Raw genomic sequence first — 21,148 nt, 5'->3', positions numbered from 1 at the left:
CTACGCCCTCCGATTGGGGGTGCCGATGGGTACACCTCGCATAACGACCTCCCCTCGTGGGAGGTCGGACTTACTGACTTTTATCGGACAGCAATAATCATAAAGAGAGGGCTGAGTCCGTTGTGACGGACCCAGCCCTCTGCTGTGTGGTTGGCGACTTAGCGTCTGTGGCTAGAAGCGGTTACGTACGGAGCGTGTGGAGCTGCTCTTCGATTGCTTCGGTTGCTCGGTTTTGGCAGCTTTTGGGGTAGCCTTCTTAGCACGGCTCTTCTTCTTTGCCTTGGTCGCTTTGGCAGCTTTGCGCTGGTTGCTCTTGCCCTCGCGTAGCTCTTGTGAGCGACGGGCACGGGCGGTGTCTAGCTGCGAGTCGTCCTCGCTGTCACGCGCCTCCTGGAGGTCGTCGTCGCTTGTGGCAGAGGTTGTGTACTCGGTGCCGTAGAGACTCTCCTCAAACTGCTGTAGCTCGCCCTCGATCTGGTTGCTGAAGGCTTGACGAGCAGCCATGGCTGTCGAGTCGCTCATCTCGCTGTTGAGCTCAGCGGTCTCACCGCCTAGCGTCATCGAGATCTGTCCGCGATACAGGTTGAGACTGAAGAAGTCGTCCATCGTGGCGGTCGTGGCGTTGTTCTTGGTCGAGAGCATGACGGGCTGCTGCGAGAGGTAGGGCTGCAGGTCGGAGTACTTGACCCAGAAGAGTGGTATGCGCACGCTACCCTCCATCGATATCTCGTCGTCCATCACGGGGCAGATCGCTACGATCTGACTGCTCACGTCGCTGGTCTTGACATCGTAGTAGTACTCCTCCTTGACGTAGTAGCTACGAATGGACTGCGTGGGGATGTCTACGGGGAGAATCTTGAAGGCGCGGTTGCCCGTCTGGCTGGGGTCTTTGTCATATACGATGCCAAAGCGGTCGAGGAAGTCTTCGAAGCGCAGCTGTCGCTCTGGCGTTAGGTTTTCGTAGCCTAGGTCTTCGTACTCATAGACGGTGATACTCCCCTCGTTGAAGCGCTTGAAGAGGAGCGAGAAGAGGCTCTGCAACTGTCCCGACGGACGTACAGGACGGAAGATAGGGGCATTGGCGAGGCTGTCTATCGTGAGCTGTCGGTAGACGACTCGGCGCCAGGGGGCTGCCTCGGTATCTTTGACCTGCTGGTCGGCGTAGTTCTTGGCGCGCATGGAGATACCATTGGCCTGTGTCTCCTGCTCCTGCTCTTTCCTATCGCGTCGCTGACGTGCCGTGGGGCGCTGGCGTGGCTGCTCCGTGGCGACTTGTGTCGAGTCGGTCGGGGTGGCTGAGAGCGGGTCAAAGTTTTGCGCCTCAGCGGTCAGTGAGAGCGTGAGGGTCAGGAGTACTATGAGTAGAGACTGAATGCGTTGCATAGTATAGTGAGATGGGTCTATTCTTAAAGCTGTGAAGACTATCGTACGATTACTTCGATGGCTGGGATCTGTCGCTCGATGCCGTCGGGACCACGAGCGATTACTTCGCTCACGAAGAAGCGCTTACCCTTTGCCATATTGCGGATCTTGTCTCGCTGTCTAGTGGAGAAAGTGGGGCCGTTGGAGACCTCAGGGATAACGCCACCGACAGAGTCAAAGAAGAGGAGCTGGAAACGCACCACTTGGTAGGGCACGTCTAGCAGATCGTCATCGATAGCTGCTCCGATACCGTTGGCAGTGAGGAGGTCACGCTTGGCAATACGTCCGCCCTTAAAGCGCTTGGTCGCACCATTGGCATCGGTGTACTGTATATAAGGAAGTGGGTCGGGGAGTGCTCGTACCCGTAGGGAGGTCTCGGCCATCTTGGTGGATCGTCCGTCCGCCTGCTTGGCCATGACGGTGATGACGGCGGGAGTGCCTATCTTAGCGGGCTTAGCTACCCAGCCATTGCCATTGCGGGTGAGCGTGCCGTTGGTCATCGTGGCGGTCACGTTTTGCGAGGGGACGCCAGGCACGGCGATGCTAATCGGGTTGTTGATGCCCGCATAGAGGACATTCATCATCGTAGGCGCGACCGTCGCAAAAGGCTCGGTGACGTAGTACTCCGACTGGAAAGGCTGCTTGATAGCGGTGCCGTCGGGCAGTTCCGTCTCGATGTATCCCGAGATGGGGAAGGTGCCGGCTTTGGACGCCGTGACACGGTAAATGCCTCCAGCACTCTCGGGGAGGGTGGTGCCATTGACCACAATCTTGGGCACGCGTGTCGAGTCGTAGCTAGAGAGGACGATGCTCGCCTCGTACTGGCTGCCCTGCATGACGAGCTGACTGCGTGGGATCACTTGCGCCGCAATCTTATTGACGCGGAGGTCGCCACTGTCGATGTTCTGGACAAGGTCACTTAGCACGTCGCCCTCGACGGAGCGTATGTCGCTCTGGAGCTTCGTGAGCATCGTGAGCGAGGCAATGGTGGGGATGTTCTCAAAGATCTGCTGCTCCCAGCTCAGTCCGCCGGCGCCCTCTGTGCTGAGCATCTCGGAGATATGTTCACGACGGCTGTCGCTGCGAACCATCTGCGTGGTGTACGTGCGGAAGGCGTCGATCGACTCGCGTAGCTTAGCACCACGTCGTGTGAGCGGGTTGAGCATGACGGTCGTGGGGGCGTTCATATCGTCCTTGCGAGCCACATCGTTGGGATTGGCATCCTTACCGTCTGCCTCTTGTGCTATGAGGAGGCGCAACTGGTCTATCTCGTTGTAGAGTGAGTCGGCATAGGCGGTGAGCGCTAGTCCTTTGCGATACCAGGGCTCCGCTTTGCTAGGGTTTTTGGCATAAGCAGTCGAGAGCCCCTTCATGATATTGTCATTGCTCTGCTGCGCCCCCTCGATGGTGTGCGTCAGACTGCGCTCTACGAGGACAAAGCCCGAGAGCACCTCTGAGGAGACGTTGAGTGCTACCATCGCAATGAAGACGAGATACATCAGATTGATCATCTTCTGTCTATTGCGGTTGCCACTGCTTCCTGCTGCCATAATGCCTAGATTGTGTTAGTTGAATAGCTATCGAGTAGATGAGGTGAGAAAAGCTATCTACTCTTGTGGCTCCTGTGGTGCGCCCGCATTGCGTGGTGCTTGGTAGGGCTGTGATGCGTAGTAGTCAGGCCGTGCCGAGGGGTACTCCTGCCGTGGAGCGTAGTAGCTAGGCTCGTAGCCTCCCTGATAAGGACGACCCGCCATACCGGGTGCACCCATATTGACCGTCAGTGCCTCTAGGATGCGGGCGTAGACACGGTTCAGCTCAGAGAGCTGCATCGTCAAGCGCTCATTTTGCGTGCGGAAGGTGGTGCTGTCGATGGCGGAGTCTTGGTACATATTCTTAATATGCTCCAGCCCTTGGTTGATCTGGTCAATGGTAGCGACCTGTCCTGTGATGCTTGCCAGCTGCGACTCGTAGATCTGGTTGAGACGCGCCAGGTGCTGTGAGGTGGTGTCCATCTGCGTCTGATACTCGACAGCACTCTCACCGAGGGTGCGGCCGTCTTGCTGCATAGCGACCCACTGATCGGTCATCTGCTGAGATAGCTCGCCCAGTCTGCTGAGCTGTGAAGCGGCATTGGCTAGCTGATCAATGGCTGAGGAGAGACGCTCCACCTGAACCTCCGAAGCTGGTGCCCCGTAACCACCCTCAGGAGCAGCGTAGCCCGCCTGAGCTTGTGGTTGAGCTGCGTAAGCTCTCGTCGGCTCGTGATGCTCACCCTCAGGATAGGCGTAGGTGGGGGCAGGCGCTGCGGCTGCCTCCTGAGCTTTGCGGAGGAGGTACTGTCGGCGAGCCTCCATCTCCTGCTTGTCCATCGGGTTCTTAGAGTCTAGCTCGGGGAAAACCTGCTCCCACTGGTAGTGCTCCTCAGGCTGCTCAAAGCCTGAGATAAAGAAGACGAAGAACTCGGTGATCATACCGATGAAAAGCATCTCATTGCCGAAGGGGAAGTGGAGCAACTTAAAGAGAGCTCCGAGGATTACCACTGCGGCACCCCAGCTGTATGCGAAGTTGAGCACTCTGCGCCCTTTCTTGCTGGAGAGATACATCTCCAGACCATTCTTGTAGCGTCTATATTTCTTTGCCATGAGTCTATCTATCTGAAGGGTAAAGCCGTCGTTAGGGCTGTCTGTTGCGTTGCTTATTTGGAGTTGTTGATGATGCTACGCACACAGCGGAAGCCAATGTAAGAGTGCGCCTCATCTTGTGGTGCGTAGATGCGTCGTGTGGATCTGATGAAGCGGAGGACGTCCTTCCACGAGCCACCCTTGGCGACCTTGCGCCGTAGCATCGTATTGTCCTCGCGAGCTGCGTTGTAGTGCATCTGCGGATTGACATCGTCCATCATCTCGTAGCTCGAGACGAAGTAGCTCGAGCTGGTCCACTCCGCCACGTTGCCCGCCATATCGTAGAGGCCGTAGTCATTGGGCGAGAAAGTGCTTACCTGCGAAGTAATCACCTGCCCGTCGGCTGCGTAGTCTCCCTCGAAGGGCTTGAAGTTTGCCAAGAAGCAGACATCCTCTGAGTCTAGGTCTTCGCTATTCCACGGGAACTTCGTGTTCGTCCGTCCAGCACGCGCTGCGTACTCCCACTCCGCCTCGGTGGGTAGTCTAAACTCCGGGACGATAGCTCCGTCGGGTAGGTTCAGCCCCTTGCGGTAGTTGTCCGTGCGCCAGTGGCAGAAAGCGGTCGCCTGCTCCCACGAGACACCCACCACGGGGTGGTTGTCGTAGCGAGGGTGGTTGAAGTAAGTGCGGGTGTAGATCTCATTCTTAGAGTTGGGGTAGTCGTTGACCCAGACCGTCTCGTCGGGGTAGATCGCTACGATGTAAGTATTGAGGAAGTCGTACTCACTAGCGAGCTGACGCGTGATCGTCTCACGGATCACCTCGCCACGATCGTTGACATAAGCGGTGTCCTTAGAGATCATCACCGGTTCCTGGACTCCTTTGCTGGCGCGCACATCCTTTTGTAAGTTGTTTCGGTAGAGTGCTGCTGCGTGGTAGTCGTAGACCTCATACTTGTAGAGCATCTGCTTAGGATCGAGCTTGCGCTCGCCCGTCACGGGGTTCGTGTAGTAGACGCTCTCCATCGCCTCCAGCTCCTGCTCTAGCGCACGCTTAGGATTGGGTAGCGGCTGAGACCAGTCGAGGTAAGGCTTGACAGGGTCACCATACTTGTCCGTCGTAATCTTGTAGAGCGGGTTACCCCCATATAGCGGGTCCGCCAGACGCTCACGAACGATCGAGTCACGCACATAGTAGACGAACTGTCGCCACTGCGCATTCGTCACCTCCGTCTGATCCATCCAGAAAGCATCTACCGAGATCGCCCGGTACTCTGCGGGGAGGCCCCATACGGTGTCCGCCTCACGCTCGCCCAGCACGATGTGTCCTTGTGGTATCTGTACCATGCCGTAGGGCGCTGGCTCACTCCACGAGGCGAGTCCCACGCCCACCAGCTCGGCACTCACGCCAGAGCCACGCTTGGGCGCGCAGCTTACCATGCTCAGCACGGAGATGAAGAGTAAGAGTAGTGCCAAAGCACCTAGTAGGGGCAAGGCTCCCGCTCTGATTCTAGTCCTAAGCCTTTGTACGGAACGGGCGTCATGCGCGCTCTCGGACGGACTGCTGTATGTCGGCAAAGCTTCTTTCATAGCTTCTAAGTTGTTTCAGAGGTCTTCTGATTAAGTTCTATTATTTATAGAGATGCACGGGCTAAAGGAGTCGGATGCTCTTGTAGCTGTTGGTCCCTTTCTTGTGGCTAGACATCGGGAGCGCGTAGGAGATCACCAGCTCGTGACTGCCCCAGTTGCCCCTCGCCAACTGACTCGTAGGCATCTCAAAGAGGTAACCCACGTGACACTTGCCAAAGAGCGCTCCCAGCCGTAGCCCCGCCGCTTGCAAAGGTCGGTACATCAGACCAGCCGCCCATCGCTGCGCAAGGCGCACATCTAGGTTGACATCCACCCGCCACGACGTCAAGTTTGTCGAGGCAAATAGTGAGGGGTGCCACGATAATAACGCACCTGCTGGTGTAATATTGTACCCACAGACGGCATTGATATGTATCGGCACCTTCTGATAGTAAAGCCTATCGAGGGTGATGCGCGGCACCGTGAGATGACGCCCCGAGACACCGATGAAGTAGCGAGGCGTGTGCCATAGGATTCCCGCAGAGAGGTCAAAGTTACGCCCCGACACAGGCGTCTGGGGTAGCGAGGGGTCGTTGGGCGTCATTGCTCCTCCGTCTGGTATGTGTGCCTTAGTGCCATCGTATAGGAGGTTGATCATGCCTAGTCCCGTGCCGATAGAGAGAATTTTGTCCCCCTTCCAGCGAAGCTGAAAGGCATACTCCGCCTGCGCCTCTGTACGGGTAAAGAGTCCCGCACGCTGCGCCACGACCACCAGCCCCACGCCGTGGTAGCTCTTGCCCCACTGCTGCTCCGTATGGGCCGAGACAAAAAGGTTAGCCGGTGCCCCCTCGATACCGATCCACTGCTGATGATAGGCAGCCGTCAGGAGCAGATCTTTCTGCAGCCCGATCGCTGCCGGATTGTAGTAGTTCTGCAACCGTCGGTAGTCGGAAAAAAGCGGGTCCACCTGTGCCAGCGAACGCATCGGGAGCCAGCAGGCCACGATAAGTAGACATAGCAGGAACCTCCCGAAAGACTTACGCCCCCACCTCACCGTAGCGCACACGCCCCTCTCCGACTGGTGCTCTCTTAGCGCAAGCCGTATAGCGCAGATCCGTAGTGGGTGCGTCTCTTTCATCCTAGGTGGCGTGTGGTCATAAGCTCATAGCTATGCAGAGATTCCCCGATTATGAGTCAGGGTCTATAGTAGCGAGTTAGTACTCCTCCTCGTTGAAGAAGAAGTCCTCCTTGCTAGGGTAGTCTGGCCAGATATCCTCGATGGTCTCGTACTCCTCGCCCTCGTCCTCGATCTCCTCGAGGTTTTCGATCACTTCGATGGGCGCGCCTGAGCGCTGAGCATAGTCGATGAGCTCATCTTTGGTAGCAGGCCAGGGAGCATCCTCCAGTTTGGAGGCCAATTCTAACGTCCAGTACATAGTCAGTCTATATCAGTGGTTATATATAATAAGGAGTATCCTATCGGAGAGAACGGCCGTGTCGCTAGATTATTGCACACCTTCGCCGACTCGCCCCATAGCGCATCTCCTACGAGCGTGCAAATATAGACAACCTAGACCACATTTACAACACTTCAGATTACGGGCTCCCGCAAATGTCACCCGCGCATCCCAGTGTCTAGCGAGAGGGCGCCATACTCGTTAAAGGTTCTTGCGTCAAGCTGGTTCGACAACTCATTATATATTAATGTGTCAGCCATGGATTGGCTGTTGGCGATTGGCTGTTGGCGATTGGCTGTTGGCTGTTAGCTGTTGGCTAGAGATACTAGTGCCACTAGAAGCCCCTCCGTCTCTAACCTCTAACTTCTAATCTCTAACTTCTAACCTCTACTCTCCATTTACATATCTTTACGGGGAAATTCGTCCGATTCTCTTCTTTCTCGAATATCCACGTGGGAAATCAGAAATCTCCACGTGGATATTTTTTATTTTCCACGTGGGCGTCAAAAAATTCCTCCGAAGTTTCATTTGATTCCTCCGAAGAATTTTTTCTTTCCTACCTGGGAAATAAAAATTCTCCACCTGGATATTTCGAAATATCCACGTGGAAATCACTTTTCCCCGACATAGCTTCGTCTCGATATGTGCTCAACCCTAAATTATTGTTGCGTCCCCAATCGGAGGGACGCCCTCCGACACCTCTAATCTCTAACCCCTTGCATACCTCAAAGTAAAGGCATAACTTCGCAGGAAACATCACTCACACGGCAGAATCCTCACAGCCCCCCCCAATTCTAACTTCTAGCTACATTATGAGCAAACATCCACGCATCTGGCTCTTCGCCCTTCTCGGCACCCTCCTCACCTCCACCTCCCTCCTCGCCCAAGGCGTCATCACGATGACCACCTCCAAAGGGGTCGGAGAGGAAATCCAACTAGTCATCAAGGCCAATGGCAACGTCACCATTGAGGGAACCCAAGATACTGGGAAAACGAACAATTCCGATCGCAAGTATTACAGACTCAAAAGCCGAACAGTCACCATCCGTGGCGATGTAACAGAGCTTGACTGCACCTTCAATCAACTGATCAGCTTGGACGTATCGGGTTGTTCCTCCTTGAGAACGCTTAACTGCTCCTACAGTGAACTGACGAGCTTGGACGTGTCGCAGAACACCGCCTTGACAAAGCTTAAGTGCAACAGCAATCAACTGACCAGCTTGAATCTCTCGGGCTGCACCTCCTTGACAGAACTTATCTGCTACGAGAATCAACTGACCAGCTTGGACGTGTCAAAGGACACCGCCCTGGATACGCTTTACTGCTACAGCAATCAATTGACCAGCTTGGACGTGTCAAAGAACACCGCCTTGACAGAGCTTTGGTGTTCCAACAATCAACTGACCAGCTTGGACGTGTCAAAGAACACCGCCTTGACAAAGCTTCTCTGTTTCTACAATCAACTGACCAGCTTGGATGTGTCGCAGAACACCGCCTTGACAGATCTTTACTGCTTCAAGAATAAACTGACAAGCTTGGAGGTGTCAAAGAACACCGCCTTGACAGAGCTTGGCTGCTCCTACAATCAGCTGACCAGCTTGAACGTCTCAAAGAACACCGCCTTGACATATCTGACCTGCATGAACAATCAACTGACCAGCTTGGACGTGTCAAAGAACACCGCCTTGACAAAGCTTATCTGTTTCAACAATCAACTGCCCAGCTTGGAGGTGTCAAAGAACACCGCCTTGACAGAGCTTGAATGCTCCATCAATAAACTGACCAGCTTGGACGTGTCAAAGAACACCGCCTTGACAAAGCTTCTCTGTTTCAACAATCAACTGCCCAGCTTGGACGTGTCAAAGAACACTGCCTTGGTAGCTCTTTGGTGCAACGACAATCAACTGACCAGCTTGGATGTGTCGCAGAACACCGCCTTGACAACGCTTCTGTGCCACGACAATCAACTGACCAGCTTGGATGTGTCGCAGAACACCTCCTTGACAGAGCTTTACTGCTACGACAATCAACTGAAGCGCTTGGACGTGTCAAATAACACCGCCTTGACAGAGCTTTACTGCTACGACAATCAACTAACCAGCTTGAACGTGTCTGGGCGTGCTAGATTGATGGAGATTCGTTGCTACAGTAATCGTATCAAAGGCAAGGCTATGACCAAACTAGTGAATAGTCTTCCCAATCGAAGGAAAAAGAGTAGTGGTACTATTTATCTAGTAGCTCACTTCCCTAAGAAAAGGGATGAAAACAGGTATAGCGCTGCTGACGTAACTACTGCAAAGAAGAAAAACTGGGAAGTTCTAGAAAGATAAGAGCGTTCTGACTGGGACTGCATCCTTCGTCTAGTCCGACCCACAAGGGGTCGATCAATGGGCGACGTCTTGTTCCCCCAGTCGTTCGGGCTACGCCCTCCGACTGGGGGCTATGATTCGTCTGACCTCCTGCGGAGGTCACAAACGATGTGTATCCGCAATATGGATCCTTCGTATTACCTCCTGCGGAGGTCACAACAGATGACAATGACGTTTCGCTCTCAGGCTTAGGGAGGAACGACCGCAGCGCGGTCGGACGGATCCTAGCCCCCAGTCGGAGGGCGTAGCCCGAACGACTGGGGGAGCCGATGGGTACACCCCGCATAACGACCTCCCCTGTGTGGGAGGTCGGACTATGACTGTAAGCTTCGTCTAGTCTGACCCACAAGGGGTCGACCTCCTAGCACGTTCGCCTATCCATCGGTCGTTCGGGGCTTTGCCCCTCCGACCGACGGCTACGATGCGTCGGACCTCTGCGAGGTCCTTTTTATCAGAGCTGTCGGAGTCGTCTGAGAGATTAGAAGTTAGAGATTAGACGTCGCCGTGTAGGGACGCACGATCTGTGCGTCCGTCCCCGTTAAATCACGATGCTGTAACCTTTGACACAACGGACGCTCAGACCGAGCGTCCCTACACGGCGACGTCTCGCTTTGCCCCAACGGACGCCCTCCGACTCGACACTCATCGTGCTTCCCTACGGGGTGACCTCTGTATTTTCCACTCCAAAATGCAATTTGGAGCGGGGTGGGTCGAGAGGTGGCGTAAGTAAAGTAATTTGTATAACTTTGCGACATCGGTCAGATCCCGCTGCACTCGTTGCTCTCAGCTGGAGGACGAAGTGGGGTGGGGGAATGCCGTGGAGCGTGTCGCACGAAGTGGTGACGCGTCTCGCTGTGAGGCTACTACAGATGTGGTCCTCACGAATGTGTAACGCAGTAAAATGGTAGTATGTCACATCTCCTAAGGTAGGGGAGTGGCGCAGTATGATGTCGGATTTGGTGTCGCCTTTTAAGGCCTTTCTCAAGCAGCACGGCTATCAGCTGACTTCTGAGCGAGTAGAGATCGCTCAGGTGGTCAGTCTGCAGCGTCGTATCTTTACGACAGAGGAGCTGATGGCTCAGCTGAAGGAGGGGGGCTATCGCCAGAGCCGCGGCACGGTCTATAGTACGGTGCGTCTGCTGGCTGAGGCGGGGCTGATCGTGCAGCTCCCGCAGGCGAGCGAAGCGCACTATCTGACCAGTGAGCAGGCTAGTCTCTATGCTGTCTGTCGCTGTCGTTGCTGTGGTGCTGAGGTGCTCTATAGACAGCCTCGACGTCTCAAGGCACTACGTCATACTACGCCGCATCGGTATCGTCTGGCACAGCCTCTGCTGATCTTCTACGGACTATGCCAACACTGCGAGCGTGAGACTGCTAAAACGAATAATAAGAGGTCGGCGACTCGGTCGGGAGGGCTACAACAAGCCATCTCAAGTCGCTGATCGATAGAGATATATTAAGACATGAACAAGAAAAAGGTAGACGTCCTACTCGGACTACAATGGGGCGATGAGGGCAAAGGCAAGATCGTTGACGTCCTAACCCCAGGCTATCAGATGGTAGCACGCTTTCAAGGAGGTCCTAATGCGGGGCATACACTGGAGTTTGAGGGACAGCGCTACGTATTGCGTTCGATCCCCTCAGGTATCTTCCAGGGCAACAAGCTTAACATGATCGGCAATGGTGTCGTACTCGACCCCGTCCTACTACGTGAGGAGGCTGAGCAGCTGGCTCAGAGCGGCCACGACATTAAGAAGCGACTAGTCATATCCCGCAAGGCACACCTGATCCTCCCGACGCATCGTCTGCTAGATGCTGCTCAGGAACTCTCTAAGGGTGCTGCTAAGATTGGCACCACGGGCAAGGGCATAGGCCCCTGCTATACCGACAAGGTGGCTCGTACGGGACTACGCATCGGTGACATCGAGCGAGACTTTGAAACCCGCTACAAAGCTGTGCGGGATCGTCACGTGGATCTATTGCAGAAGATGGGTGCTGACCTTTCTAAGCTGCCTGAGATGGAGGAGGCTTTTTACCAAGCCATTGAGTACCTCAAGGGCTACCAGTTTGTAGATAGTGAGATCCTCATCAACGAAGCACTCGAGGAGGGGCTGAACGTCCTTGCTGAGGGTGCGCAGGGCTCGCTACTGGATGTGGACTTTGGTACTTACCCCTTTGTGACCAGTAGTAACACGGTAAGTGCTGGCTGCTGCATCGGTCTCGGCATCTCGCCCAAGGCGATAGGTCGCGTCTACGGTATCTTCAAGGCATACTGTACACGTGTCGGGTCAGGACCTTTCCCCACAGAGCTACAAGATGAGGTAGGGCACCTGATGGCAGATCGTGGACATGAGTTTGGCGCGGTGACGGGTCGTCCTCGTCGCTGTGGCTGGATAGACCTTGTAGCCCTGCGCTACACGATCATGCTCAGCGGTGTGACGCATCTGATCATGATGAAGAGTGATGTGCTAGATACGCTCCCGACGATCAAGGCTTGTGTCGCCTACCGCATAGGAGATAAGGAGTACAAGAATATGCCGTACTCACTCGAGGCGGACATAGAGCCTATCTACCAGGAGCTACCAGGCTGGCAGACGCCACTAGACGGCTGTCGCTCGGAGCAAGAGCTACCAGACGCTTTCCGTCACTATGTGGCCTTCCTAGAGGCGCAACTACGAGTACCTATCTCGATCATATCTGTAGGGCCTGACCGCTCACAGACCATCATGCGCAAGCTCAACAATGAACTATAAAGAAACGGTAGACTATCTCTACCAAGCGACCCCTTGCTACCAAAACCAAGGGGGCGATGCCTATAAGCCTGGCCTAGAGCGCATGCAGCAGATGTGCGAGGCGATAGGCAATCCACAGCGATACATTCGCACCATCCATGTGGGTGGTACCAATGGTAAGGGCTCGACCACCTCGCTCATAGCCTCCGTGCTGACAGCGGCCGGCTATAAGGTGGGGCTCTTTACCTCGCCACACCTGGTGGACTTTCGCGAGCGCATACGGATCAATGGCGAGATGATCTCCGAGGAGGAGGTAGTCTCCTTTGTCGAGCGAACCCGTCCGCTGATTGAGTCTGTCGGTCCCTCATTCTTTGAGTACACGACCTTGATGGCGTTTGAGTATTTCCACACCCATGAGGTGGACTACGCTGTCATCGAGGTAGGGCTAGGAGGGCGACTAGACAGTACCAATGTGATACTGCCTAAGCTCTCGATCATCACCAACATAAGTCTGGACCACACGCAATATCTCGGCAACACGCTCGAGGCGATTGCCGGCGAGAAGGCGGGCATCATCAAGGAGGGCGTCCAGGCTGTCATAGGCAATGCGGGAGGCTCTGTGCGTGAGCTCTTTGAGCGGGTAGCTGATGAGCGTCATGCGCCGATCACCTTCTGCGAGGATGAGCACACGATCAAGCAATACGATGAGCTGCACCCAGGTATGCGGCTAGACACCGTCGACTATGGACTCATAGAGACACCGCTCTCGGGCGATGCGCAGTTGGAAAATGTGCATACCGTCCTAACCGCACTACGCATCCTAGATGATAAAGTGCTCGACACACCACTCACTCATGAGGAGGTGGCGCGAGGCTTTGCCGAGCTGTACAAGCTCTCGGGACTGCGTGGCCGCTGGGAGACGATCTCGACAGATCCGCACATCGTCTGCGATACAGCGCACAACCCCGCAGGTATAGCTGTCGTAGCGCACCAACTCAAAGAGGAGTCCTATGATCACCTATATATAATAGTAGGTATGAGTGCCGACAAGGATATAGACACCAACTTGGCTCTCCTGCCTTCGTCAGCTCGCTACTACTTCTGTACGACAGCGTCACAGCGTACGCTACCCGCCGAGGAGCTGCAGCAACGTGCTGAGGCTATCGGCCTCAGGGGTAGAGCTTATCCCTCGGTAGAGGAGGCTCTGCGAGAGGTCGTGGCACTTGCTAATGCAGGAGACTTGATCTTCGTCGGTGGTAGCAACTTCATCGTTGCCGAGCTACTCAAGAGTTATCCCACGATACAAAAAGAGCGTCCAACCCATCAATGAGGGCTAGACGCTCTACCTATATACGCATCAACAAACTAAACATACTACATAACGTAATGACTGAATCTATGCAACTAAAGACCCTGCGAGACAGCGCAGGGATGAGATGGCTAGCACTGGCACTAGTCGCACTCACGATGTTCTTTGCCTACATGTTTGTGGACATCCTCTCACCTATCAAGACGATGGTCGAGACGGAGCTAAAGTGGTCTTCTACCGTCTTTGGCACCTATGGAGGTAGTGAATTCTTTATCAATGTATTCTTCTTCTTCCTCATCTTTGCTGGTATCATCCTAGACAAGATGGGGGTACGCTTTACCTTCCTCCTATCAGGCTCTCTGATGGTGATCGGTGCTTTGATCAAGCTGTATGCACTGAGTCCTGTGTTTAATGCAGGAGGCTTCGGGTATAGCTTCCTCAACAGCTTCTGGACGGGTGTGCCAGCTTCCGCCAAGCTAGCTTGTGTGGGCTTTGCGCTCTTCGGCTGCGGTACAGAGATGGGAGGCGTGACGGTCTCTCGATCCATTGTCAAGTGGTTTGAGGGCAAGGAGATGGCTCTAGCAATGGGTATCGAGATGGCTGTGGCTCGTCTGGGTGTCTTTGCTGTTTTTTGGCTCTCACCGATGGTCGCTGAGCAGTATGGTACGGTACGCGCTTCTGTCTTCTTTGGCACTTGTCTTCTTGTCGTAGCCCTACTTCTTTATGTGGTCTACTTCTTTATGGATAAGAAGCTTGACCATCAGCTAGAGGCTGCTCATGCTGCTATGGAGAAAGAGGCGGAGGAGCCCTTTAAGTTTAGAGACCTCGGTCATGTCTTTGGCAATTCGATGTTTTGGATCGTTGCGATCCTCTGCGTGCTCTACTACTCAGCTATCTTCCCCTTCCAGAAGTTTGCTACTGAGATGCTTGTGAGCAACGTGGGCTTTGAGTCAGATATAGCCGCCAAGATCTTTAGTCTCTTCCCAGTGGGAGCTATGGTTATAACCCCAATCTTGGGCTTCTACCTAGATGCTCGTGGCAAGGGAGCGACGATGCTTATAATCGGAGCTATCCTGATGATTGTCTGCCATGGTACGTTTGCTTTCTTCCCCTTCAGCACAGTCTCTCACGGACTGGCAGCTACCATCGCTGTCATTGCAATCGTAGTACTAGGTATCTCCTTCTCGCTGGTTCCTGCAGCTCTATGGCCTTCCGTACCTAAGATCATCCCAGGTAAGGTGCTAGGCTCTGCTTACTCAGCTATCTTTTGGATTCAGAACATCGGGCTTATGTCTGTGCCTATGCTCATTGGTGCGATCCTCGATGCAAACAACCAGAACGTAGCTCCTGGACAGCCTAAGGATTACTTCCAGGCTATGCTCGTCTTTACTGCATTTGGTGTCGTAGCTCTCATCACGGCTATACTCCTTAAGGCAGCAGACAAGAAGAAGGGCTACGGCCTTGAGTTGCCGAACATTAAGAAGTAACTTATCCGTCGGGGAGGGGGTTCTTTTGGTGTGTGGCATCGCGCCTCTTAGGGAAGACTTAACTAGGAGGTGTAGGCTACTCGCAAAAATCTTCGTACATTTGTGCCGAGAGAGCTAGCTATACGTGATAGCACACTCCAAAAGAACTACCATTCCACCGAAGAAATAAGATAACTCGCTATATGGAAATCAAGAAATCACCCCACGCAGACCTAAGAAAGACGATACCCTTATCGTTGGCTATGGGATTGGTCTTAGCTCTAGGTATCCTTTATACCGCTCTAGAGTGGACCTCTACAAAGGACGATAATGCAGACGAGATGACCTCGCTCAATATCGCCGACATGGAGGATGCGCTCATTATCAACGAGCAGCAAGAAGAGCAACCCGAACCTGAACCAGAGGCTCCACAGGAGGTCGTAGAGGTAGCACTACCTGAGGAGTTTAAAGTAGTGGACGATAAGAAGGAGGTTGCTAAGATTTCAATTGTCTCTGTAGACCAGAATCGTGAGCTACCACCGCCACCCGTTATCGTACAGCCTGTACAGACATTCGAGGAGCCTGAGGATCAGATCTTCGAGATCGTCGAGAATCCCGCTGTACCACCCATGGGTGATATCCCCTCAATGCTTAAGTGGATTGCTAATCACATCGAGTATCCACAGAGTGCTCTAGACAACAATATCCAGGGCAAGGTCGTACTCCGCTTCGTCGTGGAGAAGGACGGCTCTATCGGAGATGTCGTTGTAGCACGCAAGGTAGACCCAGCACTAGACAAAGAGGCTATCCGTGTGCTTAAGTCTATGCCTAAGTGGACGCCTGGTAAGCAGCGTGGTAAGCCCGTACGCTCTTACTTCACACTGCCTGTTGCCTTCGTGCTAGGCTAATGCAAAAGGCGTGAAGCCCTTTCTGTAATAACACAATGCGCTATCGGATGATATAGGTGTCTCCCTACGTTGTTAATCCAACCTGCTACCAAGTAGCTCTGGTAGGTAGACGGCTATATCACCCATTAGCACCGTATCACAGGAAGTCTCTGCACCTCATACTAACCAAGGAATGTCTCACACAGTAGAAGCCAAAGATCTGGGGGCTTATCGTCAGATAGTGCAGGATACGCTGCAGCGTCTGAAGCTAGATAAGCGCACTCCTCAAGCTCTCTACGCTCCGATACGATACACATTGGAGCAAGAGGGAGCTAAGCGCGTGCGTCCAGTCCTGGCTCTCTTGATGCAGGCGTACTTATGTCCTGAGGCACCCTTGGCAGCATCGCCTATAGTAGCTCTAGAGGTCTTTCACAACTTCACGCTACTACATGACGATGTGATGGACAATTCTCCCGTACGGCGTGGCAAGCCCTCGGTCTATGCTAAGTATGGACTGACACCCGCCATCCTCTCGGGAGATGCTATGCTCATTCTAGCTTATCAGATGCTTACAGAGGGTGTCTCTGCTGAGATGCTCCCTAATCTGATACAAGACTTCAATAAGATGGCTACGCTCATCATGGAGGGTCAGCAACTAGACCTGGAGTATGAGCAGCTAGACTATGTCTCTAAGGAGCAATACCTAGAGATGATCGGCTATAAGACAGCGGTCTTGATAGCCACGGCAACGCGCTTTGGAGCCATCCTCTCGAAGGGGAGTGCTGCAGAGCTCGAGTCCTCTTACGCTTTTGGGTGGAACCTCGGGTTAGCCTTCCAGCTTCAAGATGACTACTTAGATCTATACGGAGATAGTGAGACCTTTGGCAAGCCTCTCGGAGGGGATATCCTAGAGGGCAAGAAGACCATCCTCCATACACTCGCCTATGCTACTGCTTCTCCCGCTCAGCGACAAGCACTCACAGAGGCGATGCGTAGATCTAACGAGCAGGCTGAAGAGAAGATCTCTGCAGTCAAGGCTCTATATGACGAGATGGACGTAGCTACACAAGTGCAGGCACTCGTGCGAGACTACCTAGCAGAGGCGCAGAGTGCGCTAAAGGCTTTGGAGTCCGCTTGTGGTAGAGAGGCTACGCAGTTGCGCGCTTTTGTAACCAAAATAGCTGAGCGCAACACTTAAACGCTCAGTCCTTAGCGAAGGACTAGCAACTTTGTAGCGAAAGGGAGAGCTTCCCTTTGGTTAGATCGAAGAGGTAGGACAGAGATATGCTGATAGATACCCACACGCATATATATGGTGTCGAGTATGACGCAGATAGAGAGGCGGTCATCTTGGCAGCCTGTCAGGCGGGGGTAGACTATATGGTTATGCCCAATGTAGATCTCACGTCACTCCCTCTACTAGTCGAGACGCACCACACCTATCCTGATCGTACAGCGATGGCGCTAGGGCTGCACCCCACCTCGGTGGAGGCAGACTACGCAGAGCAGCTACGTCAGCTACGCCAATATATAGCTGAGTCTAGTGAGGCAATCGTAGCGATAGGGGAGGTCGGACTAGACTTCTACTGGGATCGTACCTATGTCGACGAGCAGCAGAAAGCTCTCATCGAGCAGGTCGGATGGGCTACAGAGCTAGACCTACCGGTGATACTGCATGTACGATCAGCCCTGGACGAGACGATCGACCTCTTGACATCTCACTTCGCTCCCGAGCAGCTCCGTGGAGTCTTTCACTGCTTCGAAGGCGAGGAGACACAGCTGCAGCGCATATTGGATCACTTGCCACTGATGATGATAGGGGTCAATGGCAATGTAACCTATAAGCGGTCTCGCACCGCTCGACTACTGTCTCAGATCCCTCTAGACAAGATGCTTCTAGAGACAGACGCACCCTATTTGGCTCCTATTCCCCAGCGGGGGAAGCGCAATGAGCCAGCATATTTAGTTCATACAGCTAGCTATGTCGCAGATCAGCTAGGCATCTCTCTAGAGAGCTTGGCAGAGCATACGACAAGTAACGCTATACGGCTCTTTTCGTTAGACTTAGTCTCGTAGCTTATGATCGTAACAGATCACAAAGCTTCCCGAATTAGGTTGTGAAAAACGAGATCAGAGGTCTAGATGCGTGCTAAGTCGCCAAATTTCTTTAGATTTGCACTACTAAACGGATCAAGAGAGCCTATTTACTGACACAGATAGCTGGAAAGAACAAGTAAGCATAGCAAGACAGAACAAACAAAATAGACCCATAAGGAGAGATGCTCGAGTGGCTGAAGAGGCACGCCTGGAAAGCGTGTAAACGTCGAAAGCGTTTCGAGGGTTCGAATCCCTCTCTCTCCGCAGTAATAACAATCAAACTAGAAATAATCAACTAACACAACTATCGCAATGAAAAAGTTATTTGCAACGTTATCATGCATGGCTCTACTCACACTGGGCCTCACACAGATGACCTACGCACAGGAGGCTGCTCCAGCAGCTACAGACACCACAGAGGAGGTGGCAGCCACTCCCGTTGATGAGGCTGTTGAAGTCGACATGGCGGCTGTCATGGAGCAGGACGCTACGGCTGATCAGACCTTCCACCAGGCTCTCAAGACCAAGTTCATTGAGGGTGGTGCTGACTTTATGGCACTCATCGCACTCGTCCTGATCCTCGGTCTCGTTCTCTGCCTAGAGCGTATCATCTACCTCAACCTAGCAGACAATAACTACGAGGCATTCCTACGCAAGCTCGAGGAGGCACTCAACCGCGGTGACATGAATGGAGCTAAGGACATCGCACGCAACACACGTGGTCCTGTTGCTTCTATCGCATACCAGGCACTGATGCGCTTTGACCAGGGCATCGACGTAGTCGAGCGTTCTATCGTCTCCTATGGTGGTGTACAGGGCGGACTCCTCGAGAAGAACCTCTCTTGGATTACCCTCTTCATCGCTATTGCACCTTCACTCGGATTCCTTGGTACCGTCGTTGGTATGGTCATGGCATTCGATAAGATTGAGAAGGTTGGTGATATCAGCCCGACGGTCGTCGCTGGTGGTATGAAGGTGGCTCTGATCACGACCATCGGTGGTCTGATCGTTGCTATGATCCTACAGGTCTTCTACAACTACATCCTATCTAAGGTTGAGTCTATCCTCAATCGTATGGAGGATGCATCTATCACGCTAGTTGACTTTGCTATCAAGTACAACCTCCATAAGTAATACGCAACCATGGCAGTAACCAAAATTCGTAAGATCTCTAGCTGGACGCTACTAGTACTTTTAGTAGTCTCCGTTGCGGTCTGCCTTGCGTTCTTCGTCGGGGGAGTCGAGCTAGATGCTGCGGGCAATAAGGTCTATGCCAATACAGACTTAGTCTTGTATTGGGGCTATGCACTTGTTGCGCTGACGCTCATAGCAACGATAGTATTCGCTATCGTCTCCCTAATCCAAGGGTTCCGCACCAATCCTAAGAGAGCTCTCCAGAGTCTCTTAGTATTCATAGTCTTGATCGTGATACTCGGCATCACCTATGCTATAGGCGATGGTACTCCGATGTCTGTCAATGAAGACTCAGCACAATACAACACTCCAGGGTGGCTCAAGATCATCGATATGTGCATCTACACCACCTACACACTAGTGGCTCTCATCATCGTGGGTGTCATCTGGGGTGGTATCCGCAAGCGTCTTGCCAAGTAAGTAATCAACACATCAGTAAAGAGCAATGTCTAAAACTAAAAAGAAGGTACCCAGTATCAATGGGTCATCCATGGCCGACATCTCTTTTATTCTTCTGATCTTCTTCTTGATTACTACTTCAATGGACACCGATCAGGGACTAAAGAGGCGCCTACCGCCGTTGGTTCCCCCCGAGCAGCAGCAGCAAGATATAGAGATACGTGATCGTAACGTGCTCCGTATCCTTGTGAACCGCTCGGATCAGATAGCTATCATCAAAAAAGATGCGTCAGGACGTGACGACATGGCTATCGTACCTCTTGATAGGCTCAAGGATCGTACTGTCGAGTTTATCCTCAACCCGCAAGATCTGCCACATCTCCCAGAGAAGGAGACACGCTACATCGCAGGGCTAGGAGATCGACTCGTGACGATATCTTCGTATGCTATCTCGCTCAAGAACGAGGTCGAGACCAGCTACCAGATGTATATCGACGTACAGAACGAGCTACTCCGCGCTTACAATGAGGTATGGGATATCGTCGCTCAGAAGGAGTATGGTCAGCCATACAATGACCTTACACCAGACAAGCAGAAGGTTGTAGTCGACTGCTATCCGATGCACATCTCTGAGATGCCACTCAACTCCTAATCTTCAACTTATAGCGCATTATTATGGGAAAGTTCAAACAAGCTGGAGGGCGTACGATGCCTGAGCTGAATACATCCTCACTGCCAGACTTGATTTTTGCCTTTCTGTTTTTCATCATGATGGTGACGAGTATTCGAGAGGTTACACCTAAGGTAGCCTTTCAGAATCTCCCCACAGCCACAGAGCTAACCAAGTTGGAGGAGAAGTCTCTTGTATCATTTATCTACGTAGGTAAGCCTATCCCTGAGCTTCAGGCTAAGTTTGGTACAGCACCAGCTATCCAGCTCAATGATCAGATTACTACAGATCCCTCTGCCGTCTATGGCTTTGTCAAGGACGAAGAGGCGCAGATACAGGATGAGCGTCGCAAGCTGATGACCATCTCTATCAAGGGCGATGCATCTACCAAGATGAAAATCATAGCAGATATCAAGCAAGAGCTACGTCGTGCTGATGCTCTGAATATATCATACTCAGCAAGACCTAAGCGAGATAACTAATAGAGACGCATTGCGCTAAGCAATAGACTCTCTCACTTAATCACGAGGAGGGTGCTACTTACAATAGGGTAGCACCCTCCTCTTTTGGTATGACGGGCATGTTATACATCTGTGGTGAAAGTCCACACGGGGCGTAGTTGCCAACGAACCCCATAGCGACTTGCAAGTTTCAAGGGGTGACCCTTGGGAGAGAAGAAGCAATAGCGAATTCGTGGCCTGACGAACAGAAACCTAATACTAAGGCGTATCAAGCCAGGGCTGACGCATTATGATCGCTCTGTTAGGAGCTACACATAAGGACGAGTGAGGCATCAATGAGGTCATTATATATAATGTGTCCGCCATGGATTGGCTGTTGGCTGGAGTGATCGGAGCCATCAGAGCTATTGGAGCCATCGGGCCTCCGATCTCTAACCTCTAACTTCTAACCTCCAATCTCTAATCCGCCCTCCGATCCGCCCTGATGGATAGGACC

The 21,148-nt window shown here is 53.0% G+C and carries 18 protein-coding genes and 1 tRNA gene; 13 read left to right on the top strand and 6 right to left on the bottom strand.

Annotated elements, in window-relative coordinates; all coding sequences use genetic code 11:
* Positions 1-171: 171 nt before the first annotated feature.
* From gldN to RDM37_RS04705, 6 genes are all read right to left on the bottom strand, one after another.
* Positions 172-1,383: a gliding motility protein GldN gene (gldN, locus tag RDM37_RS04730; protein ID WP_308555457.1), complete on the bottom strand. Its 1,212-nt coding sequence runs from the start codon at positions 1,381-1,383 to the stop codon at positions 172-174.
* A gap of 38 nt (positions 1,384-1,421) precedes the next feature.
* Positions 1,422-2,972 carry a gliding motility protein GldM gene (gene gldM / locus RDM37_RS04725; protein WP_308555455.1) on the bottom strand — a complete coding sequence of 517 codons (1,551 nt, stop codon included), beginning with the start codon at positions 2,970-2,972 and terminating at the stop codon, positions 1,422-1,424.
* Positions 2,973-3,029: 57 nt separating this feature from the next.
* Positions 3,030-4,064: a gliding motility protein GldL gene (gene gldL / locus RDM37_RS04720; protein WP_308555453.1), complete on the bottom strand. Its 1,035-nt coding sequence runs from the start codon at positions 4,062-4,064 to the stop codon at positions 3,030-3,032.
* Between the two features lie 53 nt (positions 4,065-4,117).
* Entirely contained in the window at positions 4,118-5,482 is a 1,365-nt protein-coding gene (locus tag RDM37_RS04715) for an SUMF1/EgtB/PvdO family nonheme iron enzyme (RefSeq protein WP_308555478.1), read from the bottom strand.
* Between the two features lie 211 nt (positions 5,483-5,693).
* Complete coding sequence (locus RDM37_RS04710) at positions 5,694-6,749, bottom strand: PorP/SprF family type IX secretion system membrane protein (RefSeq protein WP_308555451.1); 1,056 nt, start codon at positions 6,747-6,749, stop codon at positions 5,694-5,696.
* 76 nt (positions 6,750-6,825) lie between these two features.
* Entirely contained in the window at positions 6,826-7,047 is a 222-nt protein-coding gene (locus tag RDM37_RS04705) for a DUF2795 domain-containing protein (protein WP_004331394.1), read from the bottom strand.
* Positions 7,048-7,880: 833 nt separating this feature from the next.
* On the opposite strand from RDM37_RS04705, the gene RDM37_RS04700 reads away from it, so the two are divergent.
* From RDM37_RS04700 to RDM37_RS04640, 13 genes are all read left to right on the top strand, one after another.
* On the top strand, positions 7,881-9,398 hold the full coding sequence (locus tag RDM37_RS04700) for a leucine-rich repeat domain-containing protein (RefSeq protein ID WP_308555449.1): 1,518 nt from the start codon (positions 7,881-7,883) through the stop codon (positions 9,396-9,398).
* Positions 9,399-10,381: 983 nt separating this feature from the next.
* On the top strand, positions 10,382-10,879 hold the full coding sequence (locus RDM37_RS04695; protein WP_308555447.1) for a transcriptional repressor: 498 nt from the start codon (positions 10,382-10,384) through the stop codon (positions 10,877-10,879).
* A 21-nt stretch (positions 10,880-10,900) separates the two neighbouring features.
* Positions 10,901-12,190 (top strand): adenylosuccinate synthase, encoded by a 1,290-nt coding sequence (locus RDM37_RS04690; protein ID WP_299367756.1) that lies wholly within the window; start codon positions 10,901-10,903, stop codon positions 12,188-12,190.
* Positions 12,180-13,499 (top strand): folylpolyglutamate synthase/dihydrofolate synthase family protein, encoded by a 1,320-nt coding sequence (locus tag RDM37_RS04685; RefSeq protein WP_308555445.1) that lies wholly within the window; start codon positions 12,180-12,182, stop codon positions 13,497-13,499. Before RDM37_RS04690 ends, RDM37_RS04685 begins: the two co-directional genes overlap by 11 nt.
* 56 nt (positions 13,500-13,555) lie before the next feature.
* Positions 13,556-14,965, top strand: coding sequence for an MFS transporter (locus RDM37_RS04680; RefSeq protein ID WP_308555443.1), 1,410 nt, complete (start codon positions 13,556-13,558; stop codon positions 14,963-14,965).
* A 182-nt stretch (positions 14,966-15,147) separates the two neighbouring features.
* Positions 15,148-15,852, top strand: coding sequence for an energy transducer TonB (locus tag RDM37_RS04675; protein WP_308555441.1), 705 nt, complete (start codon positions 15,148-15,150; stop codon positions 15,850-15,852).
* Between the two features lie 172 nt (positions 15,853-16,024).
* Positions 16,025-17,029: a polyprenyl synthetase family protein gene (locus tag RDM37_RS04670; protein WP_308555439.1), complete on the top strand. Its 1,005-nt coding sequence runs from the start codon at positions 16,025-16,027 to the stop codon at positions 17,027-17,029.
* A gap of 86 nt (positions 17,030-17,115) precedes the next feature.
* Positions 17,116-17,907: a TatD family hydrolase gene (locus RDM37_RS04665; RefSeq protein ID WP_308555437.1), complete on the top strand. Its 792-nt coding sequence runs from the start codon at positions 17,116-17,118 to the stop codon at positions 17,905-17,907.
* A 197-nt stretch (positions 17,908-18,104) separates the two neighbouring features.
* Positions 18,105-18,192: transfer RNA gene (locus RDM37_RS04660), tRNA-Ser, on the top strand.
* Positions 18,193-18,240: 48 nt separating this feature from the next.
* Entirely contained in the window at positions 18,241-19,062 is an 822-nt protein-coding gene (locus tag RDM37_RS04655) for a MotA/TolQ/ExbB proton channel family protein (protein WP_308555435.1), read from the top strand.
* Positions 19,063-19,071: 9 nt separating this feature from the next.
* A complete protein-coding gene (locus RDM37_RS04650; RefSeq protein WP_308555433.1) occupies positions 19,072-19,542 on the top strand; it encodes a hypothetical protein in 471 nt (156 codons plus the stop codon).
* Between the two features lie 25 nt (positions 19,543-19,567).
* Positions 19,568-20,173 (top strand): biopolymer transporter ExbD, encoded by a 606-nt coding sequence (locus tag RDM37_RS04645; RefSeq protein WP_298887169.1) that lies wholly within the window; start codon positions 19,568-19,570, stop codon positions 20,171-20,173.
* Positions 20,174-20,196: 23 nt separating this feature from the next.
* Positions 20,197-20,673 (top strand): biopolymer transporter ExbD, encoded by a 477-nt coding sequence (locus RDM37_RS04640; RefSeq protein ID WP_308555431.1) that lies wholly within the window; start codon positions 20,197-20,199, stop codon positions 20,671-20,673.
* Positions 20,674-21,148 lie beyond the last annotated feature (475 nt).

Source organism: uncultured Porphyromonas sp. (assembly GCF_902489635.1).
In the GTDB taxonomy this organism is placed as follows: Bacteria; Bacteroidota; Bacteroidia; order Bacteroidales; family Porphyromonadaceae; genus Porphyromonas.
Note: the sequence above shows the minus strand (reverse complement) of the source record. Positions and strands in the feature narration are given on the sequence as shown.